The sequence below is a fragment of the Nonomuraea sp. NPDC050404 genome (genome assembly GCF_040655495.1).
Classification (GTDB): domain Bacteria; phylum Actinomycetota; class Actinomycetes; order Streptosporangiales; family Streptosporangiaceae; genus Nonomuraea.
Genome location: NZ_JBFAKB010000007.1, coordinates 121,373 through 139,091 on the forward strand (window position 1 = coordinate 121,373; position 17,719 = coordinate 139,091).

Genomic DNA, 17,719 nt, shown 5'->3' on the forward strand with positions numbered 1-17,719 from the left:
CGTCAGGCGGTGGGCGGTTCGTCGAACGAGGGTGGGAGCTCGGGCGTGGCGGTGAACTGGCCCGCCGCGACCCGGTAGATCGACCGATGGCCGCTGCGCTCCCACAACCGGCGCAGCACGTACACGAGCTTGGGGTTGTGCTCCTCTTCCTCCAGGACGGCCCGGCGCGTGATCTGGTCCCAGTCGCCGGGGTGCTCGTCCACGGCTCCGGAGAAGATCCGGTGCAGGGCGGCGAGCTTGGCGCGGCGGGGGAAGTCGCCACCGGAGAAGACGGTGCCGAGCAGCCCGATCCAGAAGCAGACGGCGGCCTCCCACCGCTGCCCGGCCGGCAGGTGCAGGGCGATCCGCTCGACCGCGTACAGCGAGGTGATCAGGTGCAGCAGCACGAAGTCACCGGGACGCGACAGGTAGAGCAGGGCGACCGCGTAGTACAGCGGCTCCCAGGCGTCGTCCCGCGTCCACGCGGGTGTGTCGTAGAACAGGGGATGGCCCTCGCTCAGCGTGCGGGCGATCCTGAACTGCAGGCCGGAGCGGAGCAGCTCCGGGTGGATGCGGCCGTCCTCGGCGGGGGAGGTGTCGGCGAGGAGGCCGGCGACCCAGTGGGTGAGCTCGTCGCGGTGCTCGTCCCACACCCCGGCCAGTCGCAGCAGCGAGTCCACGGGCGCGCCGTCTTCACGCGGTGGCTGTGCCCGTTCCGGGTGGCAGGTCGAGTACGAGAACGCCAGGTAAGCCAGTCCCTCGATCGCCATCCACCGGTGGCCGATGTCGAGCGCCCAGCCGAGGTGGATGGTGGCGTGCGTGAATGAGCCAGTCCAGCCGGGCAGCAGCTCGGGTACGTACCGGCGCAGGACCTCCTCCAGGCCGAGCTCCCGCGCGCGCCGGTTGAAGAAGTCGCAGTAGGACCAGAAGCTGGTGCGCCGGCCCAGGTGCGTGCGCCAGTTCTGCTCGGTGATGAGGTGCCGGTCCGGCTTGGGCGCTTCCAGGCCGAACCCGTACGAGGTCAGCTTCGCGTACGCGTCGTAGTAGGCCTTGATGTCGGCGGCGGGCACGCCCAGTCCAACCAGCGCCACGACGGCGTGCTTGGCATGGTTGGTGAGGTGGCCGTTGAACTCGATGTGGTACGTGCGGTCGTCGAGGATGGCGTCGATCACTTCATCTCGGTCGGGCACTGGTAAATCTCCCTCTGCCGGAAACGGGCTGACAAACGGGGCAGACCGAGCCCCAGGAGCACGAGCACCACGCCGGCGAGCCTGACTGGCGCCGGCAGCGCGCGATGCTGAACACAGTCGATGACCACGGCGGACAGCACCTGCCCGCTGATCACCAGCACAGAGGCGCTCATCGCCCCGAGCCTGGGAAAGACATAGCTGTTGACCGCGACGAACAGAGCGCCGAACACTCCGCCCGCGTAGGCGGTGACGGGCGCGTCGGTGACATCCGGCCAGGCGCGCAGGACGAGGAGGACCGCGCTCAGGAAGGCGAACCCCACGACGTGGTTCCACGCAGACGCCCGGAAGGCGCCCTTCCTGGTGCTGAGCCGGCCGTTGACCGTGCGGCTGGTGCCGATGAGGACGCCGTTGAGCAGCGCCAGGACGACGAAGAAGAGCATGGTCACGCTCCGCCGATGACGATGAGGACGCTGCCCGCGAGCACGCATCCGGCGACCGCCAGATCCATGCGCGTGACCTGGCGCCTCGGGGTGTGGAGCAGGCCCAGGTGGTCGGAGACCGTGCCGAAGAGGACCTGGCCGGTGAGCATCAGGGCGATGGTGCCGGCCAGGGCGAGCTCGCTGTTGACCGCGACGGCCGACAGGACGACGACGAGGGCGCCGGGGATGCCGCCCAGGTAGTACCAGAGCGGTGCGCGGTGCTCGCCTTGGCCCGGGGCGGTGGCCGGTGCGCGGCGGGCGAGAGCCAGCACCAGGATCGAGGCCACCACGGCCCCGATCGCGTGCGCGGCCCAGGAGGCGTACAGGGCGTCGGTATGGCCGGCGAGCACGGCGTTGGCCTGCGTCATCAGCGTCAGCAGCACACCGCCGGCGATCGAGAGGGACCAGTCGAGCGCGCGCCCGCTCATCCGGCCAGCTCCTCCTTCTCTCGCCCTACCTCGATACCGTGCGTACTGTTCGCGAGCTCCGCGCCCAGCCGGGCTACGACCTCGGCGAACGTGCCGACGACCCAGGTGGGACTCGCGGTGGCCAGTTCGGCGGCACCGTGAACGCCGTAGGTGACGGCGATCGAGCGCATGCTGGCCGCGCCGGCCATGTGGATGTCGTGCGTGGTGTCGCCCACCACCACCGCGTGCCGTGCGGCCACGCCGAGCGTGCGCAGGACCAGCAGCCCCGACTCAGGGTCCGGCTTGGGCCTGCTCACCTGATCCGCGCCCACCACCAGAGCGAACCGGTCCCGCAGCCCCGCCGACCGCAGCAGCGCGTCGGCGCTGGCGTAGAACTTGCTGGTCGCCACGGCGAGGGCGATGCCCCGGGCGCGCAGCTCGTCCAACCCCTCGGTCACGCCGGGGAAGAGCAGCTCGCGGGCGCGCGGCAGGATGATCTCCTTGTACAGGCGTTGATAGTGCCGCACCGCGTGGGTCACCAGCTCGCCGTCGGGGGCGGCGGCCAGCAGGTCGCCGAAGGCCCGTTCGAGCGGGAGTCCGATCGTGGCGCGGATGGCCGCGGGACGGGGTGCGGCGACGCCCAGCGCGCCGAACGCCGCGGTGAAGGTCTCGACGATCGCGCGCGGGGTGTCGACGAGTGTTCCGTCGAGATCGAACACGGTCAGGTGACTCATGACATCCTCTCCGGGCTGCTGGAGCTTCAAGGTAGGAAGATATTTCCCATAAATCAAGTGGGTTATAGGGGAAATCTCCAATAACCAACTAAACCAGTAGGTCTTGACGGGTTTTGGAAGCTGTGTTGAGCTGGGGCCGCTGACGGACGTGAGAAAGGCCCCGGCTCATGCTTGTGGAGTTCCTTGCGCTGGACGACCCGGTGCGGGCCTCGCTACTTGGCCCGCACGCACACCTCGCCGAAAGGCGCGGGCGCGTGCTGCGCTACCCCCGCGACGTCTCCCCGTTCCTGTCGATGCCGCAGGACCCGGGCCCCGCCGACTGGCAGGACGTGGCGGCGCTGGCGGGCGAGGGCGGTGACGTGCCGCTGACCGGCCCGGCAGCGTCCCCGCCGGCCGGCTGGGAAGAGGCGAGGAACGTGCCGGGAGTCCAGCTCACCGGCGAACGCGTCGCCGGGGCGCACGACGCTCGCGTGGAGCGGCTGGGGCCCGCGGACGTGCCGGAGATACTGGGCCTCATCGAGCGGACCAAGCCGGGCCCGTTCCTGCCACGGACCGTCGAGCTCGGCACCTACCTCGGGATCCGGTCCGGTGGCGCGCTGGTGGCGATGGCGGGGGAGCGGCTGCGCCCGCCGGGCTGGACCGAGATCAGCGCCGTCTGCACCGAGCCGGCCCACCGGGGCAGAGGGCTGGCCACCCGACTGGTGCTCGCGGTCGCCGCCGGCATCAGGGAGCGTGGAGAGACGCCGTTCCTGCACGCGTCCGCCGCCAACACGCACGCGATCCGCCTGTACGAACGGCTCGGCTTCCGCCTGCGCCGCACCACCGAGTTCCGTACCGTACGGGTTCCGGCGCGCGTCCGGATCGAGGGCGGGCCATGACGCTGCCCGGAGTCGAGGCGGCGCCCTCCCACCAGGAGACGGAACGGCCCCTGGCGGTGGTGACCGCCCGCCGTCCGCTGCGATGGCTGGCCGCGGGCGCCGTGCTCGTGGTGCTGGCGATGGCTGCCAGCGCCCTGATCACCAACCCGGCCTGGGAGTGGGAGGTGGTCGGGCAGTATCTGTTCGCGCCGTCGGTGGTGCGCTCGGTGCTGCTCACGCTGGAGCTGACCGTGCTCGGCATCGGGCTCGGCTTCGCCCTCGGCACGGTGCTGGCGCTGATGCGGCTCTCGCCCAACCGGCTGCTGTCGTCGGTTGCCTTCGGGTACGTGTGGCTGTTCCGGTCCGTGCCGCTCATCCTGCAACTGCTGTTCTGGTACAACCTGGCGCTGCTCTACCCGCGGTTGTCCGTCGGGGTGCCGTTCGGCCCGGCGTTCTTCGACTTCGGCACCATGGACCTCATCGGGCCACTCACGGCGGCGGTGCTCGGGCTGGCCCTGCACCAGGCGGCCTACGCCGCCGAGATCGTCCGCGGCGGCCTGCTGTCGGTGGACCACGGCCAGCGGGAGGCGGCGGCCGCCCTCGGGCTGCCCCCGGCGCGGCGGCTGTTCCGCATCATCCTGCCGCAGGCCATGCGGACCATCGTGCCCAACGCGGGAAACGAGATCATCGGCCTGGTCAAGGGCACTTCGGTGGTGTACATCATGGCGCTGCCCGAGCTGTTCTACCAGGTGCAGGTGATCTACAACCGCAACGGCCGCGTCATGGCCCTGCTCCTGGTCGCCGCCATCTGGTACCTCGTCCTGACCACCGCCCTGTCGATCGTCCAGCACTACGTCGAACGGCACTACGGCAAGGGGCGGGCATGAACCCGATGGTCGAGTTGCGCGGCGTGCACAAGAGCTTCGGCCCCCTGCACGTGCTGCGCGGCGTGGACCTGGAGGTGGCCAAGGGCCAGGTGCTGGTGCTCCTCGGCCCGTCGGGGTCCGGCAAGTCCACGCTGTTGCGTACGATCAACCACCTGGAGAAGGTCGACCTCGGCTCGGTCCGCGTGGACGGGCGCCTGCTCGGCTACCGGCAGGCCGGCGACCGCCTGCATGAGCTGCCCGAACGAGAGGTGCTGCGGCAGCGCACCCAGATCGGCTTCGTCTTTCAGTCCTTCAACCTCTTCCCGCACCTCACCGTCAGGCAGAACCTCATGGAGGCGCCGCTGTCGGCCCAGCGCCGGCCACGCGCCGAGGTCGAGCCGCTGGCCGAACGCCTGCTGGCCCGTGTGGGCCTGGCCGACAAGGCCGGCGCCTACCCGCGCACCCTGTCAGGCGGGCAGCAACAGCGGGTCGCCATCGCCCGGGCACTCGCCCTGGAACCCAAGCTGCTGCTGTTCGACGAGCCCACCTCCGCGCTGGACCCCGAGCTGGTGGGGGAGGTCCTGGACGTCATCAAGGACCTCGCCCTCGGCGGCACCACCATGATCGTCGTCACTCACGAGATCGGGTTCGCCCGTGAGGTGGCCGACGCGGTGGCGTTCCTGGACGCGGGCCGCGTCGTCGAGCACGGCCCGCCCGCCCAGGTCCTTGCTGACCCCACCCACGAACGCACCCGCGCCTTCCTCGCCAAGGTTCTCTGACGCCCAAGGACAACAGACATGCGCGTTTCCCGCGCCGGGCTCGTCGCCCCGATCACGCTCGCCAGGTCGTCCAGCACGGGCAGAAGTGGGTGAACGGACATTGGGGTTCCTCTATTTCTGATCTGCTTGCTCAAGGGCGTCGAGCGCGAGCTGGCGTTCCAGGGAGAACACCCGTGCGTTCTGCAGCGCCACGACCTGCCAGCGTTCGCCCCGCCACCGGACGGCGAGCAGCTGCATGGAGTCACGGCTCGCCAGCGGCGTGTCCTCGCCCGGCATCACCACACCGACCCGCTGGTGCACGACACCCCAGTTGGGCCCGACGATCCTGGCGAAGACCACCTGGCCGTCCACCAGGCGCGAGCCTTTCAGGTCGGTGTCGAACAGGCCCTGGTGGAAGGGGACGATCTCGTCCTTCCCCTTCAGAACGGCTCCGTTGAAGGCGACGAACTCGGCGTCGTCCGCGAAGTCGGCGACGAAGGCGGCGGCGTCGCCGCGGTTCCACCCGTCGATCATCCCCGCCATGATGGCGCCCATGGTCTCGGCCGAGGGATTTGTGGACATTTCATTTCCTCACAGTTCGGTGGTTCTTAGCCCGGCAACAGTGGCGCCAGCAGGAGAGGCATCACGATCGAGGAGGCGTTGTTGGCCGCGTGCACGCACACGCCAGGCCAGATGGAGCCGGTCCTGCGGAACAGAACCGCGCAGAGCACCCCGATGACGAAGGCTACCGGCAGAACGGGGTTCAGCCCGTGCGCGACGGCGAAGACGGCGGAGCTCACCAGGACGTCGGCCCACCATCCGTAGCGGTTCAGGGCGTTGGCCAGCACACCGCGGAACGCGAGTTCCTCGCCGATCGGCGTCGCGACCGCGCCGAGCAGGAACGTCGCCGACAACGCGACGACGCCGGCCCCACCCGCCGCCTGGTAGTCGCCCTGCGGGGATCCGGCATCGCCGGTGACGGCGGCGTACACGATGGTCACGACGATGTTCAGCCACCATGCGGCCGCGCCGATGACGGTGCCCAGCAGGAGCCATTTCCACCCGGCGCGCCTTACGCCGAACGGCCGGACCTCACGGATGCGCACGGCGAAGGCGGCGACGAACGCGCCCACGCCGATCAGCGCGGACAGCGCGTACCCGGCGAGCCCCCGGCCGACGGAATCCTCCGCCGGGATCAGCCGGAGCACTGTCGCGGTGACCCCGAACAGGACGAGGTACGCGACGGCGGCAGCACCGATCTCGAACCATCCGGGCCGGGCCGCCTCCGCTTCGCCGCCCGGCGGCCCTCCCTTCTGCCGATGGCTGCCTGCCGATGACGTCATGACGTCTCCCCATGCGTTGGTGCCTGCGATGTCGCAAGCATCGCGCTGTCGGCGCCCTCGCCGCGTCGGTGATACCTGCCTACTTCGAGCGGATAGGCGACCTTTGCCGACGCGAAGCGGCCCGCCATCGGGCCACCATCGATCTTCTTGACGCGAACTGGTCTCAACTCCGGCCGAACCATGAAGGGCCCGCAGCACAGATGCACGATGCGCCAGCGTTCATGACCCCGGCGGCTCTGGCCGGGATGGGACTCGACCACGAGGTGCCCACCGAGGCCGACTATGTCATCGTCGGCGCCGGGCCGGCCGGCTGCGTGCTCGCCGCACGGCTGAGCGAGGACCCTCGCTGCCGCGTGGTGCTGCTGGAGGCAGGTGCCACCACCGGTGCCGAGCCGGCCGCCCGGACCCCCTGGCTCTCCTTCTCGCTAATGGCCGGGCCCACCGCGTGGCCCGACCTGACCGCCCCGCAGCCCGCCCTCGGCGGCCGCCAGGTCTATCTGGCTCAGGGCCGGGGTCTGGGCGGCGGCAGCAGCATGAACATGATGGCCTGGTTCCACGGCCACCCCGCGGACTACGACACCTGGGCCGCCACGGGCGCGGCCGGTTGGAGCTGGGACGACGTCGCGCCCACGTTCCGCGCGCTGGAGAGCGGCGAGTTCGGTCCCGACCGGTGGCACGGCACCGGCGGCCCGATGACCGTCACCAGGGCACGCGATGTCAGCCCCCTACCCCTGACGTTCCTGGCCGCCGGCAAGGAGACCGGGTGGCCGATCACCGACGACTTCAACGGCGCGACCCGGGAAGGCGTGGGGCTGTTCGCCGCCAACGTCCGCGACGGCGCACGCCACTCGGCCGTCGACGCCTACCTCGCCCCGGCGGCGCACCGGCCGAACCTCGCCGTTCGTACCGGCGTCCACGTCACCGCGATCGACCTCGACGGGACGCGCGCGACAGGCGTGCGCCACACCCGCGAGGCCGGTGGCACGACCACCGCGGGCGAGACTCACGCCACCCGCGGCGTGATCCTGGCGGCCGGGGCCCTGCGCAGCCCGCAGTTGCTCATGCTGTCCGGGATCGGCCCGGCGGCCCACCTCGCCGAGCACGCCATCGGTGTACGGCACGACCTGCCGGGCGTGGGAGCCAACCTGCAGGACCACCCGATGTTGTCGCCGAGCTGGCCGGTCACCGACGGCAGTCCGCTGCGCAACGCGATCAGCGCGCAGGACGAACGCGCGTACGCCCTGGCCCGCCGCGGCCCGCTGGCGTCGGTCTCCCAGGCCGGGGCGATGCTGAGCACCGAACCCGACCTGCCGGGTCCGGACATCCAGGTCACGCTCACGCTGCTGGGCCTGGACGCGCAGCTGCGGGTGCTTGACCAGCCCGTGGTGACCGCGGCGATCTCTCTCCTGGCGCCCCGCAGCCGCGGCGTGCTCCGCCTCGTCTCGGCCGACCCCCGGGTCGCCCCGATCGCGGACCCGGCTTACCTGTGCGACCCCGACGACCGCGCCCGGATGCGTGCGGGCCTGCGCCTGGTCAAGCAGCTCTTCGACACGCCTTCGCTCAAGGCCGCCACCGGCGCGCCGCTGCAGCCGTCGCGGTGGGACGACGACTCGCTCGACTCCTGGATCGCCGCCACCGCCGGCACCGAGTGGCACCCTGCCGGAACCTGCCGCATGGGCACGGGCCCGGCCACCGTCGTGAACCCCGCCACGATGGCGGTGCACGGGCTGAAAGCCCTGTACGTCGCGGACTCCTCCACGATGCCCACAGTGCCGCGCGGCAACACCCAGGCGCCGGTCATCATGCTCGCAGAACGGGCCGCCAAGCGCATCAAGGTCCGTAATTCGTGATCCACTTCAACCTGATCTGAGGATGCCATGGCTGCCGATATCGACCCGGAGAGCTCCGCCACGAACCGTCGCCGGCACTGCTTCATCGGCGGGGAATGGCGACCCGGCTCGGGAGACAAGGTGCTCATCGACCGCAACCCTTACGACGGGTCGGCGATCGGCGAGTTCGCGGTCGCGGACACCGGCGACATCGACGCCGCCTATCGCGCCGCCGCCGCTGCCCAGCGAGAATGGGTGCAGGTCAACGCGTACGGCAAGCGCGCCGTCTTCGAGAAGGCGATCGCGTACGTACAGGAGAACATCGAGACCATCACCTCGATGATCGGCGCTGAGCTGGGCGGCACGAGGCTCAAGGCCGCTGTCGAGATCGGCCTGGCCATCGACATCCTGAAGGAAGCGGCCACGTTCCCCCTGCGCATGGAGGGGCGAATCCTGCCGTCGCCGATCGATGACAAGGAGAATCGCCTTTATCGCGAGCCGGTGGGCGTGGTCGGTGTCATCAGCCCGTTCAACTTTCCCTTCGGGCTCGGGATGAAGTCGGTCGCGCCGGCGATCGGCGCGGGCAACGGCGTGGTCCTCAAGCCGCACGAGGACACGCCGATCGTCGGAGGCACGCTCATCGCGCAGATCTTCGAATCCGCGGGTGTGCCGAAGGGTCTGCTGAACGTGGTCGTGACGGAGATCCCGGCGATCGGCGACGCGTTCGTCGAACATCCGATACCCCGGGTGATCTCCTTCACCGGCTCGGCCGTGGTCGGCAGGCACGTGGCCGAGGTGTCGGCGCGCAACTTCAAGAGGGCGATCCTGGAACTGGGCGGGAACAGCGCGCTGATCGTCCTGGCCGACGCCGACCTGGACCTGGCGGTGGAGGCGGCCGTCTTCAGCCGCTTCACCCACCAGGGTCAGATCTGCATGTCCGCCAATCGCATTCTGGTCCATCGGGACCTCTACCAGGATTTCCTCGACAGATTTCTGGAGAAGGTCAGGTCACTGCCGGTCGGCGACCCCAGCGCACCGGACACCATCATCGGCCCGTTGATCAATCAGAGACAGGCGGACACCTTGAACGCGCTCGTCGAGCGCGGCATCGGCCAGGGTGCCCGGCCGGCGCTGCGAGGCCCGGTGAACGGCACGCTCTTCGCGCCGACGGTGCTGGTGGACCTCACGCCGGACAACCCGGTGATGCAGGAAGAGCTGTTCGGCCCGGTGGTCTGCGTCGTCCCGTTCGCTGACGAGGACGAGGCGGTGAATCTGGCCAACGACACCCGGTTCGGGCTGTCCGGCGCGGTCCACACGCGCGACATCGACCGAGGCGTGGACATCGCCAGGCGCATTGAGACCGGCATGGTCCACATCAACGACACGACGATCAACGATGAGGCGATCGTCGCATTCGGCGGAGAGAAGCATTCCGGCCTGGGCCGCCTCAACGGCGACTGGAGCCTGCACGAGTTCACCACCCAGAAATGGATCTCCGTCAATCACGGTCGGCGCCGTTTCCCGTACTGAACCCCAAGGCACGCCAGGCTCACTCCTGACGGACGAGGGCAGGCTCGCCGGTGTCGGAGGTGCCGGAACGCAGCGAGTCTCGCGGATCAGCCAGGACAGGGCGAAGGCGGCCGCAGAGCATCCCGCTCCAGCACTGGATGGCCGCTCACCCGCGTTCCGGCCGGCAGCGAGAGGTGTCCCGGCACCCCGTCCGACTTGGTGAGGACGAGCACATCTTCCAGCAGGGTCAGGATGGCGAGCGTGGCCCAGTTGACCGTGACGCCGCACACTTCGAGGCGGACCGGCCAGCACGCGAACGTGCCGCTGGGGATGCCAGCGGCATCGCGGCGCTGGTCGACGGGTCCTCCACCGGTAAGACCCGCGCCTGCTGGCAGGCTCTTGACCTGCTGCGCGGGCGGGAGGAGCCATAGCGGCTGTGGCATCCCATCGATCCCACGCGTCCCGACACCGTCCTCGCCGATCTCCCCAGATTGGGCCGTACGCGGTGGTGTGGCTGAATTTGACAAATAGCCCTTGAGCAGCAACCGAACGGCCAGTGGCGTTGGCGAGCCGTTGGGGCTTGGGCTGACGCCGCTGGCCGTTCTGATGCGGGTTGGGTAGCGGGCGGCTATAGAGCCCCAGGTCAGCCGATGAGGTTCACGGTGCGACGGAAGTGGCGGCGGCGACCTCCAGGCATGCGAGGATCCTGTGCCAGTCGGCGGTCTCGTCCTCGTTCATGTCGATCGGCCCGGCGGGCGGGGAAGAATCAATCGATGTTCAGGACGGCCTTTCCCATGACGCGCCGACTGAGGAGTGCCGTCATGGCATCCGGGAGATCCGTCCAAGGCCCGCGCCAGCCGATCTGGGCGATGATGGTGCCGCGCGCGGCCAGGTCGGTGAGGACGGCCAGATCGGGGCCGGGGTGGGACGCGTCGCCGAACGACTGCAGGGTCTTGGCCGCGCCGAGAGCGAAGATCGAGTTGAGCGGGAACGTTGCGGGTTCGTCGGATGCCCAGCCGATGCTCTGCAGGCTCCCGCCGGGGCGCAGCAGGCTCCAGGCGGTGACCAGGTGCCCGCCGCCCACGCTGTCCAGCACCACGTCGACGGGGGCGTTGATGTCGTCGAGCCCGACCACGATCTCGTTCGCGCCTAGTTCACGCAGGCCATCCCCGCGCTCGGGGGATCCGACCGAGGCGATGACATGCGCGCCGCCGAGCCGGGCCAGTTGCACCGCCATCCGTCCGACACCGCCGGACGCGCCGGTGATCAGCACCCGCCGACCGAGCACCGATCCGGCGGCGCGCAGCGTCCGCAGCGCGGTGATACCGACGAGCGGCAGCGCGGCGGCTTCGGCCAGGTCCAGCGACGGGGGCACGACGGCGACACTGCCGGCATCGAACGCGGCCCGCCGTGCCCAGGCGCCGGCACCGAACGCGACAACGCGCTCCCCGACGCCCGGCCCGGTACCGTCCCCGGCCGCTTGGACGACGTACCCGGCCGCGTCGTAGCCCAGCACACCGCCGACCGGCTGGAAGCCGATGTGGCGGACTTCGCCGTGGTTGATCGATGCGTGCCGGACCTCCACCAGCACCTGGCCGGGCCCCGGCACCGGCTCCGGGACCTCGGCGAACCGGAATCCATGCGGACCTTCGGGAGCGGCAATCAATGCTTGCACAGCACAACCTCCAAAACATAAGCGGACTGGCAGTCCGGTTCATCGCCGCGATACTATACGGACTGACAGTCCGATTGGGAACGGGAGGTATCGATGCCGGGCGTACGCGCGGACGCCGCCCGCAACCGCCAGGCGATCCTGCGGGCCACTGAGGAACTCCTGGCGGTGCACGGGCCCGAGCATGTGTCACTGGACGCGGTCGCCGCGGCGGCCGGCGTGGGCAAGGGCACCATCTTCCGTCGTTTCGGCAGCCGCACCGGCCTGTTCCAGGAGTTGCTCGCCGAACGCGCCGCGCGCATCCGGGAGGCAGTCGACGGCGTCCCGGCGCCGCTGGGCCGCGGTGCGCCGCCCCGCACTCGGCTTCTCGCCTTCCTCGACGAACTAGCTGCGCTCGCCGCGCGGAACATCGCGCTGATCGCCGCCCATGAGCAGGCTTGCGCGTCCGACAAGTACGACGACCCGACTTACCGGCGTTGGCACGATCATCTCACCGGCCTTCTCGGGCAACTGCGCCCCGATACCGACACCGAGTACCTCGCCCACGTGCTGCTCGGCTCGTTCGACGGTGACCTCGTCCGGCAGATCACCGCTCACGGCGGCAGCACTCGCCTGCGCGCGGTAGTGCACGACCTCGCCACGACGCTGGTGCCGGAACCAGGCCACGCAACCACTTGATATCAAGGTCCCAGCTGTTTGCTCAGCCGTGAGAGCCATTCCCCGCAGCACAGGGGGGAGCGATCACATCGTCCAGGGAAACGATCTCCAGGCAAGGCCGACCTCAGCTCACACCACTCGCGAACACCTCGGGCGAGGACTCCCTCGTGGACGAGTTGCTGGCCGCCTTCGGCCAGGGTCAGGAATGCGGGGGCGTCTGCAGCTGACGGCAAAGGGCGCCGACGTGCGGCACGGCGGGGTGCGCCAGAGGATTGCCGCGCCGGTCGCCCAGCCCGTCTTCTGGTGGCAAGCCCAGCATCGCCTCGCCGAGCAGCCCGGCTGCCCGGCCGAAGCGCTCAAGTGCCGTCGGGCTCGTGAGGTCGGGCTGCACGCCGGAGATCCACCGGCAGACGGTGGCGGGCCCGGCCGCGGTCTCGATCGCTGTGTCGCCGCTGGGAGCGGCGACTGGTTCAGGCACCTGGAAGGGATGTCCGGCCGGCCGTAGCCGCCGTAGGATTCGATGCTCGGCGCAGGCCTGCGCGGCGGACTGGGTCTGGCTGACCCGGAGTACGAATCGCAGGGCCCCCCTGGCGAAGCAGGAAGACGGCCGGGCGTGAAATTCCTGGCGAGCACATTGTTGTCGAACGATCCCGCGTTGTCGTCGCGGGGTGAGCACGAGCGCCTGCGTGCCACCGTGGACCTCGCGGTGTGGGCTGAGCGCACCGGCTATGACGGTTTCGGCGTGGGGGAGAGGCGCAACCCCGCCTTCCTGTCCTCCTCGCCCGCGGTGCTGCTGTCGCACATCGCCGCGAGGACGGAGACCATCCGGCTGTTCACCACGGTCACCGTGCTGTCGCTCAACGATCCGGTACGGGTCGCCGAGGACTACGCCATGCTCGACCACCTCAGCGATGGCCGCCTAGAGATGATCATCGGCAAGGGCAACGACGAGCCGTCGCTCAAGCTTTTCGGCGCCCGGCAGGAGGAGCAGTGGGACCGGCTCGCGGAGGCGTACGAGCTGCTGCGGCTCCTGCGGGGGCTCGGCGGCGGCCTGGTCAACGGTCAACCGGTGGCTGCGCGAGGCGGCGTTCCTCCCGGTGCGGTCACCGATGTGCGCGAGCGGCGAACCGGTGGGTGGGGGCATGCTAGGTCGTGTCCCATTGGCATCGGCGCTAGGGCGAGGAATCTGGTGAAGGCTGAGAGCCGCAGTGAGCGTGGCGGCGAGGTGCAGTCGGTGGCCCGCGCGGGACGGCTGCTGACGCAGGTGGTCGACGCGCCGGAAGGGCTCAGCCTGACGGAACTGGCCGCCGGCACGGCGCTCAACATCAGCACCGTGCACCGCCTGTTGCGGACGTTGTGCTCGCAAGGGCTGCTGTGCCGTGACCCGGTCACCGAGCGGTTCCTGCCCGGTCCCGTCCTGTTGCGCCTGGGCAGGAGGTCGCTGGTGGCGGCCGGGCTGCCGGAGGCGGTCGAGGTGCTGCGGACCCTGGTGGAGCACACGGGGGAGACCGCGAGCGTCGGGGTGCGGGACGGGCAGGACGTGACGGTCGGGCTCACGGTGCCCTCGCCCGCCGCGTTCCGCTACCACGCCGCGCCCGGGCAGCGCGAGCAGCTGAGGGCCTCGGCCCTGGGCCTGGCCATCCTGGCCTTCGGCGCGCCACTGCCGGAGGGCTCGGGCGAGTACGGTGAACTGCTCACGGTCCAGTTCCGCGGCTACGCCGTCCACGACCCGCCGGACCAGCCCGGCCTGCGGTCGGTGGCGGCGCCGCTGATCACCTCAGGCTCGGCGGTCACCGTCGCGGTGGAGGTACGCGGGCCCCAGGCGCGCATCGGCGACGACCGCCTGGAAGAGGTCGCGCGGGCGGTCGTCACCGCCGCCGGAGCCCTTCAGGAGCTGCCCCTTTCCCTGCTGCTCGGCTAGCTCGTTTTTGAAAGTCGCTTGCACATCGCGCAAACGAGCAGTTGACAGCACCCGTGAGCGCAAACTACCTTTTTCCTACATGTTTGGTAGGTGATAGGGGGAGTCGGCGTGCCGGAGATCGTGATCTCGCCGAACCACGGCGTGTTCGACCTGCCGGAGATCGTGGCCATCCGGGACGGCCTGTTCGACCGGGCCGGTCTCTCCGTCCGTTTCGCAGCGCACGGACCGGATATCGCGTACGACTCCACGGCGCGTGACCCGTTCGCCCGCCGCAAGGAAGCCCTGTTCGCCGCGGACCAGGCCGACGTGTTCAACCTGTGCGAATGGGGCGGCATCGACCGCCTGGAACGCAACCGCAAGCAGGGCAGCATCGCCTACCTGCGACCGGCCGTGGTGGCACAAGGGCTGGTCAGCTTCGACCCCCGCCTGAACGAGCCGCACGACCTCGGCGGCGTCGAGGTGGGCGTCAACGAGTTCACCGGCTCCCACTACACCGCCCTGCACCTGCTCGAAGGCACGTTGCCGCGTCAGGAGATCGTGCTACGGCACATCGGCGCCCCCGAGGTGCGGCTGACCGCGGTCAGCGAAGGGCGGGTGCCCGCGGCGATGCTCATGGAGCCGTTCCTGTCTCTCGCCCTGGCCCGCGGCGGCCACCTGCTCGGCGCCTACTTCTACCGCGGCGCCCAGATCATCGCCCCCGGCCTCGACGCCGAGCGCCGCGAGGACTACATCAGCGCGGTCAACGCCGCCGTGGACGTCATCAACGCCGCCCCCTGGCCCGAGCTCGCCGAGATCATCGTCGCCGAGACCCAGGGCGCGCTCGCGCCGGATCGGCTCGGCCGCGACCACATCCGCTACACGCACGCGGAGCCGTACAACGAGAAACGGTTCACCGAGAGCTACGCCTGGATGAAGGCGTGGGGCCTGACCTCGGGCGCCAGCGGCTACCGGTCGCTGCTGCCCACTCGCTGAGACCCGTACCTGGAGGAAGAAGTGCATGTGTTGGACCGCCGTGCGGTGCTGCGCGTCCTGGCGGGCGCCGGAGCGGCGTCGTTGCTGGCCGCGTGCGGGGACGACGCCGCGCAGGCCAGGGTGCAGGACTCGGAGAAGGGTACGGCCAGCGCGGTGCTGCGGCCCATCAGCGAGAAGCTCGGCCTGGTCAAAGGGCTCCAGCTGCGGTACGTGGCGGGCAGCGGCCCCGGCGACGTACAGAACAAGCTGTTGTCCGGCGCGCTGAACGTCTCCAGCTTCGGCCCGCTGGGAGCGGCGGTGTCGGCGGGCGCGGGGGCGGACGTCGTGCTGTTCAGCCCGGGGCTGGGCAACCACGTGCGCTGGCTGGTCGCCGAGAACAGCCCTTATCGCAGCCCCCGCCGACCTGCGCGGCAAGGCCATCGCGACCCCGCCGAAGAACTCCGACGCCTACCGCTCGGCCCAGCTCGCCGCCGCCGTGAACGGGATCCGCTTCGACGAGGAGTATCAGGTGCACCAGGGCGCGGTGCTCAACGGGGTGGCCCTGTTCGAACGCGGCGACGTGGAGGCGATTCTCACCATCGAGCCCAACGCCACCCGCCTGGTCGGCCAGGGCGCCCGGCAGATCGCGACCGTGGACGAGCAGTGGCGCCAGGGCAGCGGCGAGTCGGCGCCGCTGGTGCTCAACGGGCAGGGAGCGCTGCGGTCCTGGCTGGACGGCAACCGCGATCTGGCCGTCCGGCTGGCCCAGCTGCGCAGGGACGTGCACGAGCGCATCAAGGCGCGGCCCGCGCTGCTCGCCGAGTACCACGCGGCCTATGGGTTCGCCGCCACCGAGAAGAAGGCGATCGCGCTGCTGCCCGAGCGGATGGCGGCCGTCTATCCGACGGAGTGGGACCAGGCGACGTTCTCGAACCTGAAGCTGCAGATCGACAAGGCGGTCGAGTTCGGGATCCTCGCCAAGGCTCCGGCCAAGAACGTCTGGCTGGACCTGGCGGCCGGCCGATGACCGCCCCCACCGAGACGCGGCCGGCGCCGCACCGGGAGTTGCGCGCGGCCCCTTCCCAGCGGGCCGGGGCCGGGCAGGGGTGGCGCGGGATCGCGGCAGCCGCGGCCTTCGTGGTGCTGCTGGCCGGCGGCTGGCAGGTCATGGCGACGGCCCTGGACAGCGTGCTGGTCCCCTCGGTGCCCGAGATCGGGGCGCGGGTCGTGGAGCTCGCGCTGTCGCCGGGCTTCTACGCGGCCCTCGGCATCACCCTGCTGCGCGTCGCCCTCGGCTTCGCCCTGGCGTTCGTGCTCGGGGCCGCGGTGGGCATCGCCATGGGCCGCAGCCCGCTGGCCCGCCGCTTCTTCGAACCCGGCGTGCTCGTCGGCCTCACCGTGCCGGGCCTGGTCTGGGCGCTGCTGTGCGTGATCTGGTTCGGCGTGGACCTGCTCAACCCGGTGCTCGCCATCGCCCTGTCGGCCGCGCCCGCGCTGTCGCTCAGCATCTATCAGGGCACCCGAGCGATCGACGCCCACCTGCTGGAGATGGCCCATGTCTACCGGTTCCCGGCCTCGTACCGGCTGCGCTACCTGTGGCTGCCGTCGCTGGCGCCCGCGCTGTTCGCCGGGGCCAGGCTCGGGCTGTCGCTCGCCTGGAAGGTGATCGTCCTGGTGGAGATCTTCGGCATGTCCAGCGGCGTCGGGTACGAGATCAACAACGAGTTCGCCGCCCAGAACGTCGCCGGCGTGCTCGCATGGACGGCGATGTTCGCGCTGGTCATGGCGGTCCTGGAGTACGGCGTGCTGCAGGGGCTCGAACGCCGGGCGAGCCGCTGGCGCAAGGAGGCCCACATATGAGCACCGGCATCACGCTCGAAGGCGTGTCCAAGATCTTCCCCGGCCGCCCGATCCTCGACGACTTCTCGCTGAGCGTCGCGCCGGGCGAGCTGGTCGCCCTGGTCGGAGCGTCCGGCACCGGCAAGACGACACTGCTGAACATCGTCGCGGGCCTGGAGCCGCCCGACTCCGGCCACGTGCGCTCGGGCGCGGAAGGAGGCCGGCTCGGCGTCGTCTTCCAGCAGCCGCGCCTGCTCGACTGGGTGGGCGTGCGCGGCAACGTCGAGCTGGCGCTGAAGGCCGCCGGACTGTCACCCGGCGACGCCCTGCCCGCGCTGGAGGCGGTCGGCCTGGCCGACTACGCCGACGAACACCCCTCCAGGCTGTCCGGCGGGCAGCGGCAGAGGGTGGCCGTGGCCAGGGCGTTCGCCATCGAGCCCGAAGTCGTGCTGCTCGACGAGCCGTTCAGCGCGCTGGATGAGCTGACCGCGCGGCGGCTGCGGCTGCTGCTGCAGGACCTGTGGTCCCGGGCGCCCCGGGCGGGCCTGCTGGTCACCCACAGTCCCGCCGAGGCGGCGTTCCTGTCCGACCGCGTCGTCGTCCTGTCCGGCCGCCCCGCGCGGGTGAGCGCCGAATACCACATCGACCTGCCGCGGCCGCGCAGCCCCGAGGACCCGGAGCTGTTCGAGCTACAGCGGCGCATCGTCACCGATCTGATCAACGAATAG

Annotated in this window: 21 protein-coding genes; 11 read left to right on the top strand and 10 right to left on the bottom strand. The window is 70.5% G+C overall.

Annotation, left to right across the window (positions count from 1 at the left end):
• Positions 1 to 2: 2 nt before the first annotated feature.
• Genes AB0I81_RS20655 through AB0I81_RS20670 form a run of 4 tightly spaced genes read right to left on the bottom strand, consistent with a single transcriptional unit; the run spans position 3 to position 2,789 of the window.
• The gene (locus tag AB0I81_RS20655) at positions 3 to 1,169 is read right to left on the bottom strand and encodes a questin oxidase family protein (protein WP_360658834.1); all 1,167 of its coding nucleotides are present in this window, start codon (positions 1,167 to 1,169) and stop codon (positions 3 to 5) included.
• On the bottom strand, positions 1,148 to 1,609 hold the full coding sequence (locus tag AB0I81_RS20660) for a DMT family transporter (protein ID WP_360658836.1): 462 nt from the start codon (positions 1,607 to 1,609) through the stop codon (positions 1,148 to 1,150). The genes AB0I81_RS20655 and AB0I81_RS20660 overlap by 22 nt, the downstream gene beginning before the upstream one ends.
• 2 nt (positions 1,610 to 1,611) lie before the next feature.
• On the bottom strand, positions 1,612 to 2,076 hold the full coding sequence (locus tag AB0I81_RS20665; protein WP_360658838.1) for a DMT family transporter: 465 nt from the start codon (positions 2,074 to 2,076) through the stop codon (positions 1,612 to 1,614).
• Positions 2,073 to 2,789, bottom strand: coding sequence for an HAD family hydrolase (locus AB0I81_RS20670; RefSeq protein WP_360658840.1), 717 nt, complete (start codon positions 2,787 to 2,789; stop codon positions 2,073 to 2,075). Before AB0I81_RS20670 ends, AB0I81_RS20665 begins: the two co-directional genes overlap by 4 nt.
• A 167-nt stretch (positions 2,790 to 2,956) precedes the next feature.
• On the opposite strand from AB0I81_RS20670, the gene AB0I81_RS20675 reads away from it, so the two are divergent.
• Genes AB0I81_RS20675 through AB0I81_RS20685 form a run of 3 tightly spaced genes read left to right on the top strand, consistent with a single transcriptional unit; the run spans position 2,957 to position 5,291 of the window.
• Positions 2,957 to 3,667 (top strand): GNAT family N-acetyltransferase, encoded by a 711-nt coding sequence (locus AB0I81_RS20675; RefSeq protein WP_360658842.1) that lies wholly within the window; start codon positions 2,957 to 2,959, stop codon positions 3,665 to 3,667.
• A complete protein-coding gene (locus AB0I81_RS20680; RefSeq protein ID WP_360658844.1) occupies positions 3,664 to 4,533 on the top strand; it encodes an amino acid ABC transporter permease in 870 nt (289 codons plus the stop codon). The genes AB0I81_RS20675 and AB0I81_RS20680 overlap by 4 nt, the downstream gene beginning before the upstream one ends.
• A complete protein-coding gene (locus tag AB0I81_RS20685; protein ID WP_360658846.1) occupies positions 4,530 to 5,291 on the top strand; it encodes an amino acid ABC transporter ATP-binding protein in 762 nt (253 codons plus the stop codon). Before AB0I81_RS20680 ends, AB0I81_RS20685 begins: the two co-directional genes overlap by 4 nt.
• A gap of 111 nt (positions 5,292 to 5,402) precedes the next feature.
• Here the strand turns inward: AB0I81_RS20685 and AB0I81_RS20690 are convergent, their stop codons facing one another.
• Entirely contained in the window at positions 5,403 to 5,852 is a 450-nt protein-coding gene (locus AB0I81_RS20690; RefSeq protein ID WP_360658848.1) for an SgcJ/EcaC family oxidoreductase, read from the bottom strand.
• A 26-nt stretch (positions 5,853 to 5,878) separates the two neighbouring features.
• On the bottom strand, positions 5,879 to 6,613 hold the full coding sequence (locus AB0I81_RS20695; protein WP_360658850.1) for a type II CAAX endopeptidase family protein: 735 nt from the start codon (positions 6,611 to 6,613) through the stop codon (positions 5,879 to 5,881).
• Between the two features lie 221 nt (positions 6,614 to 6,834).
• On the opposite strand from AB0I81_RS20695, the gene AB0I81_RS20700 reads away from it, so the two are divergent.
• Both AB0I81_RS20700 and AB0I81_RS20705 read left to right on the top strand, forming a co-directional pair.
• Positions 6,835 to 8,463: a GMC family oxidoreductase N-terminal domain-containing protein gene (locus tag AB0I81_RS20700; RefSeq protein WP_360658852.1), complete on the top strand. Its 1,629-nt coding sequence runs from the start codon at positions 6,835 to 6,837 to the stop codon at positions 8,461 to 8,463.
• 27 nt (positions 8,464 to 8,490) lie between these two features.
• Positions 8,491 to 9,972 carry an aldehyde dehydrogenase family protein gene (locus tag AB0I81_RS20705; protein ID WP_360658854.1) on the top strand — a complete coding sequence of 494 codons (1,482 nt, stop codon included), beginning with the start codon at positions 8,491 to 8,493 and terminating at the stop codon, positions 9,970 to 9,972.
• A gap of 86 nt (positions 9,973 to 10,058) precedes the next feature.
• Here the strand turns inward: AB0I81_RS20705 and AB0I81_RS20710 are convergent, their stop codons facing one another.
• Complete coding sequence (locus AB0I81_RS20710; RefSeq protein WP_360658856.1) at positions 10,059 to 10,394, bottom strand: hypothetical protein; 336 nt, start codon at positions 10,392 to 10,394, stop codon at positions 10,059 to 10,061.
• Between the two features lie 323 nt (positions 10,395 to 10,717).
• Positions 10,718 to 11,626, bottom strand: a complete 909-nt coding sequence (locus tag AB0I81_RS20715) for a zinc-binding dehydrogenase (protein ID WP_360658858.1) — start codon at positions 11,624 to 11,626, stop codon at positions 10,718 to 10,720.
• A gap of 93 nt (positions 11,627 to 11,719) precedes the next feature.
• Between AB0I81_RS20715 and AB0I81_RS20720 the strand changes: the two genes are divergently transcribed.
• Positions 11,720 to 12,301, top strand: coding sequence for a TetR/AcrR family transcriptional regulator (locus AB0I81_RS20720; protein ID WP_360658860.1), 582 nt, complete (start codon positions 11,720 to 11,722; stop codon positions 12,299 to 12,301).
• Between the two features lie 178 nt (positions 12,302 to 12,479).
• Here the strand turns inward: AB0I81_RS20720 and AB0I81_RS20725 are convergent, their stop codons facing one another.
• Entirely contained in the window at positions 12,480 to 12,956 is a 477-nt protein-coding gene (locus tag AB0I81_RS20725; protein WP_360658862.1) for a phosphotransferase, read from the bottom strand.
• Here AB0I81_RS20725 and AB0I81_RS20730 point away from each other — a divergent pair.
• Both AB0I81_RS20730 and AB0I81_RS20735 read left to right on the top strand, forming a co-directional pair.
• Positions 12,894 to 14,201 (top strand): LLM class flavin-dependent oxidoreductase, encoded by a 1,308-nt coding sequence (locus tag AB0I81_RS20730; protein ID WP_360658864.1) that lies wholly within the window; start codon positions 12,894 to 12,896, stop codon positions 14,199 to 14,201. The genes AB0I81_RS20725 and AB0I81_RS20730 overlap by 63 nt on opposite strands.
• A 108-nt stretch (positions 14,202 to 14,309) precedes the next feature.
• The gene (locus AB0I81_RS20735; RefSeq protein WP_360658866.1) at positions 14,310 to 15,173 is read left to right on the top strand and encodes a hypothetical protein; all 864 of its coding nucleotides are present in this window, start codon (positions 14,310 to 14,312) and stop codon (positions 15,171 to 15,173) included.
• Here the strand turns inward: AB0I81_RS20735 and AB0I81_RS20740 are convergent.
• The gene (locus AB0I81_RS20740) at positions 15,146 to 15,523 is read right to left on the bottom strand and encodes a hypothetical protein (protein WP_360658868.1); all 378 of its coding nucleotides are present in this window, start codon (positions 15,521 to 15,523) and stop codon (positions 15,146 to 15,148) included. The genes AB0I81_RS20735 and AB0I81_RS20740 overlap by 28 nt on opposite strands.
• Positions 15,524 to 15,648: 125 nt before the next feature.
• Between AB0I81_RS20740 and AB0I81_RS20745 the strand changes: the two genes are divergently transcribed.
• From AB0I81_RS20745 to AB0I81_RS20755, 3 genes are read left to right on the top strand one after another with little or no spacing between them, the layout of a single operon-like run.
• Positions 15,649 to 16,179 carry a hypothetical protein gene (locus tag AB0I81_RS20745; RefSeq protein WP_360658870.1) on the top strand — a complete coding sequence of 177 codons (531 nt, stop codon included), beginning with the start codon at positions 15,649 to 15,651 and terminating at the stop codon, positions 16,177 to 16,179.
• A complete protein-coding gene (locus tag AB0I81_RS20750; protein ID WP_360658872.1) occupies positions 16,176 to 17,012 on the top strand; it encodes an ABC transporter permease in 837 nt (278 codons plus the stop codon). Before AB0I81_RS20745 ends, AB0I81_RS20750 begins: the two co-directional genes overlap by 4 nt.
• Positions 17,009 to 17,719 carry an ABC transporter ATP-binding protein gene (locus AB0I81_RS20755; RefSeq protein WP_360658874.1) on the top strand — a complete coding sequence of 237 codons (711 nt, stop codon included), beginning with the start codon at positions 17,009 to 17,011 and terminating at the stop codon, positions 17,717 to 17,719. Before AB0I81_RS20750 ends, AB0I81_RS20755 begins: the two co-directional genes overlap by 4 nt.

Bases quoted from the DNA above. Each gene is read 5' to 3' on its own strand.
- AB0I81_RS20705 (WP_360658854.1), top strand. From the start codon at position 8,491: ATGGCTGCCGATATCGACCCGGAGAGCTCCGCCACGAACCGTCGCCGG.
- AB0I81_RS20685 (WP_360658846.1), top strand. From the start codon at position 4,530: ATGAACCCGATGGTCGAGTTGCGCGGCGTGCACAAGAGCTTCGGCCCC.
- AB0I81_RS20680 (WP_360658844.1), top strand. From the start codon at position 3,664: ATGACGCTGCCCGGAGTCGAGGCGGCGCCCTCCCACCAGGAGACGGAA.
- AB0I81_RS20665 (WP_360658838.1), bottom strand. From the start codon at position 2,076: ATGAGCGGGCGCGCGCTCGACTGGTCCCTCTCGATCGCCGGCGGTGTG.
- AB0I81_RS20700 (WP_360658852.1), top strand. From the start codon at position 6,835: ATGACCCCGGCGGCTCTGGCCGGGATGGGACTCGACCACGAGGTGCCC.
- AB0I81_RS20690 (WP_360658848.1), bottom strand. From the start codon at position 5,852: ATGTCCACAAATCCCTCGGCCGAGACCATGGGCGCCATCATGGCGGGG.
- AB0I81_RS20695 (WP_360658850.1), bottom strand. From the start codon at position 6,613: ATGACGTCATCGGCAGGCAGCCATCGGCAGAAGGGAGGGCCGCCGGGC.
- AB0I81_RS20660 (WP_360658836.1), bottom strand. From the start codon at position 1,609: ATGCTCTTCTTCGTCGTCCTGGCGCTGCTCAACGGCGTCCTCATCGGC.
- AB0I81_RS20750 (WP_360658872.1), top strand. From the start codon at position 16,176: ATGACCGCCCCCACCGAGACGCGGCCGGCGCCGCACCGGGAGTTGCGC.
- AB0I81_RS20675 (WP_360658842.1), top strand. From the start codon at position 2,957: ATGCTTGTGGAGTTCCTTGCGCTGGACGACCCGGTGCGGGCCTCGCTA.
- AB0I81_RS20755 (WP_360658874.1), top strand. From the start codon at position 17,009: ATGAGCACCGGCATCACGCTCGAAGGCGTGTCCAAGATCTTCCCCGGC.
- AB0I81_RS20720 (WP_360658860.1), top strand. From the start codon at position 11,720: ATGCCGGGCGTACGCGCGGACGCCGCCCGCAACCGCCAGGCGATCCTG.
- AB0I81_RS20670 (WP_360658840.1), bottom strand. From the start codon at position 2,789: ATGAGTCACCTGACCGTGTTCGATCTCGACGGAACACTCGTCGACACC.
- AB0I81_RS20710 (WP_360658856.1), bottom strand. From the start codon at position 10,394: ATGCCACAGCCGCTATGGCTCCTCCCGCCCGCGCAGCAGGTCAAGAGC.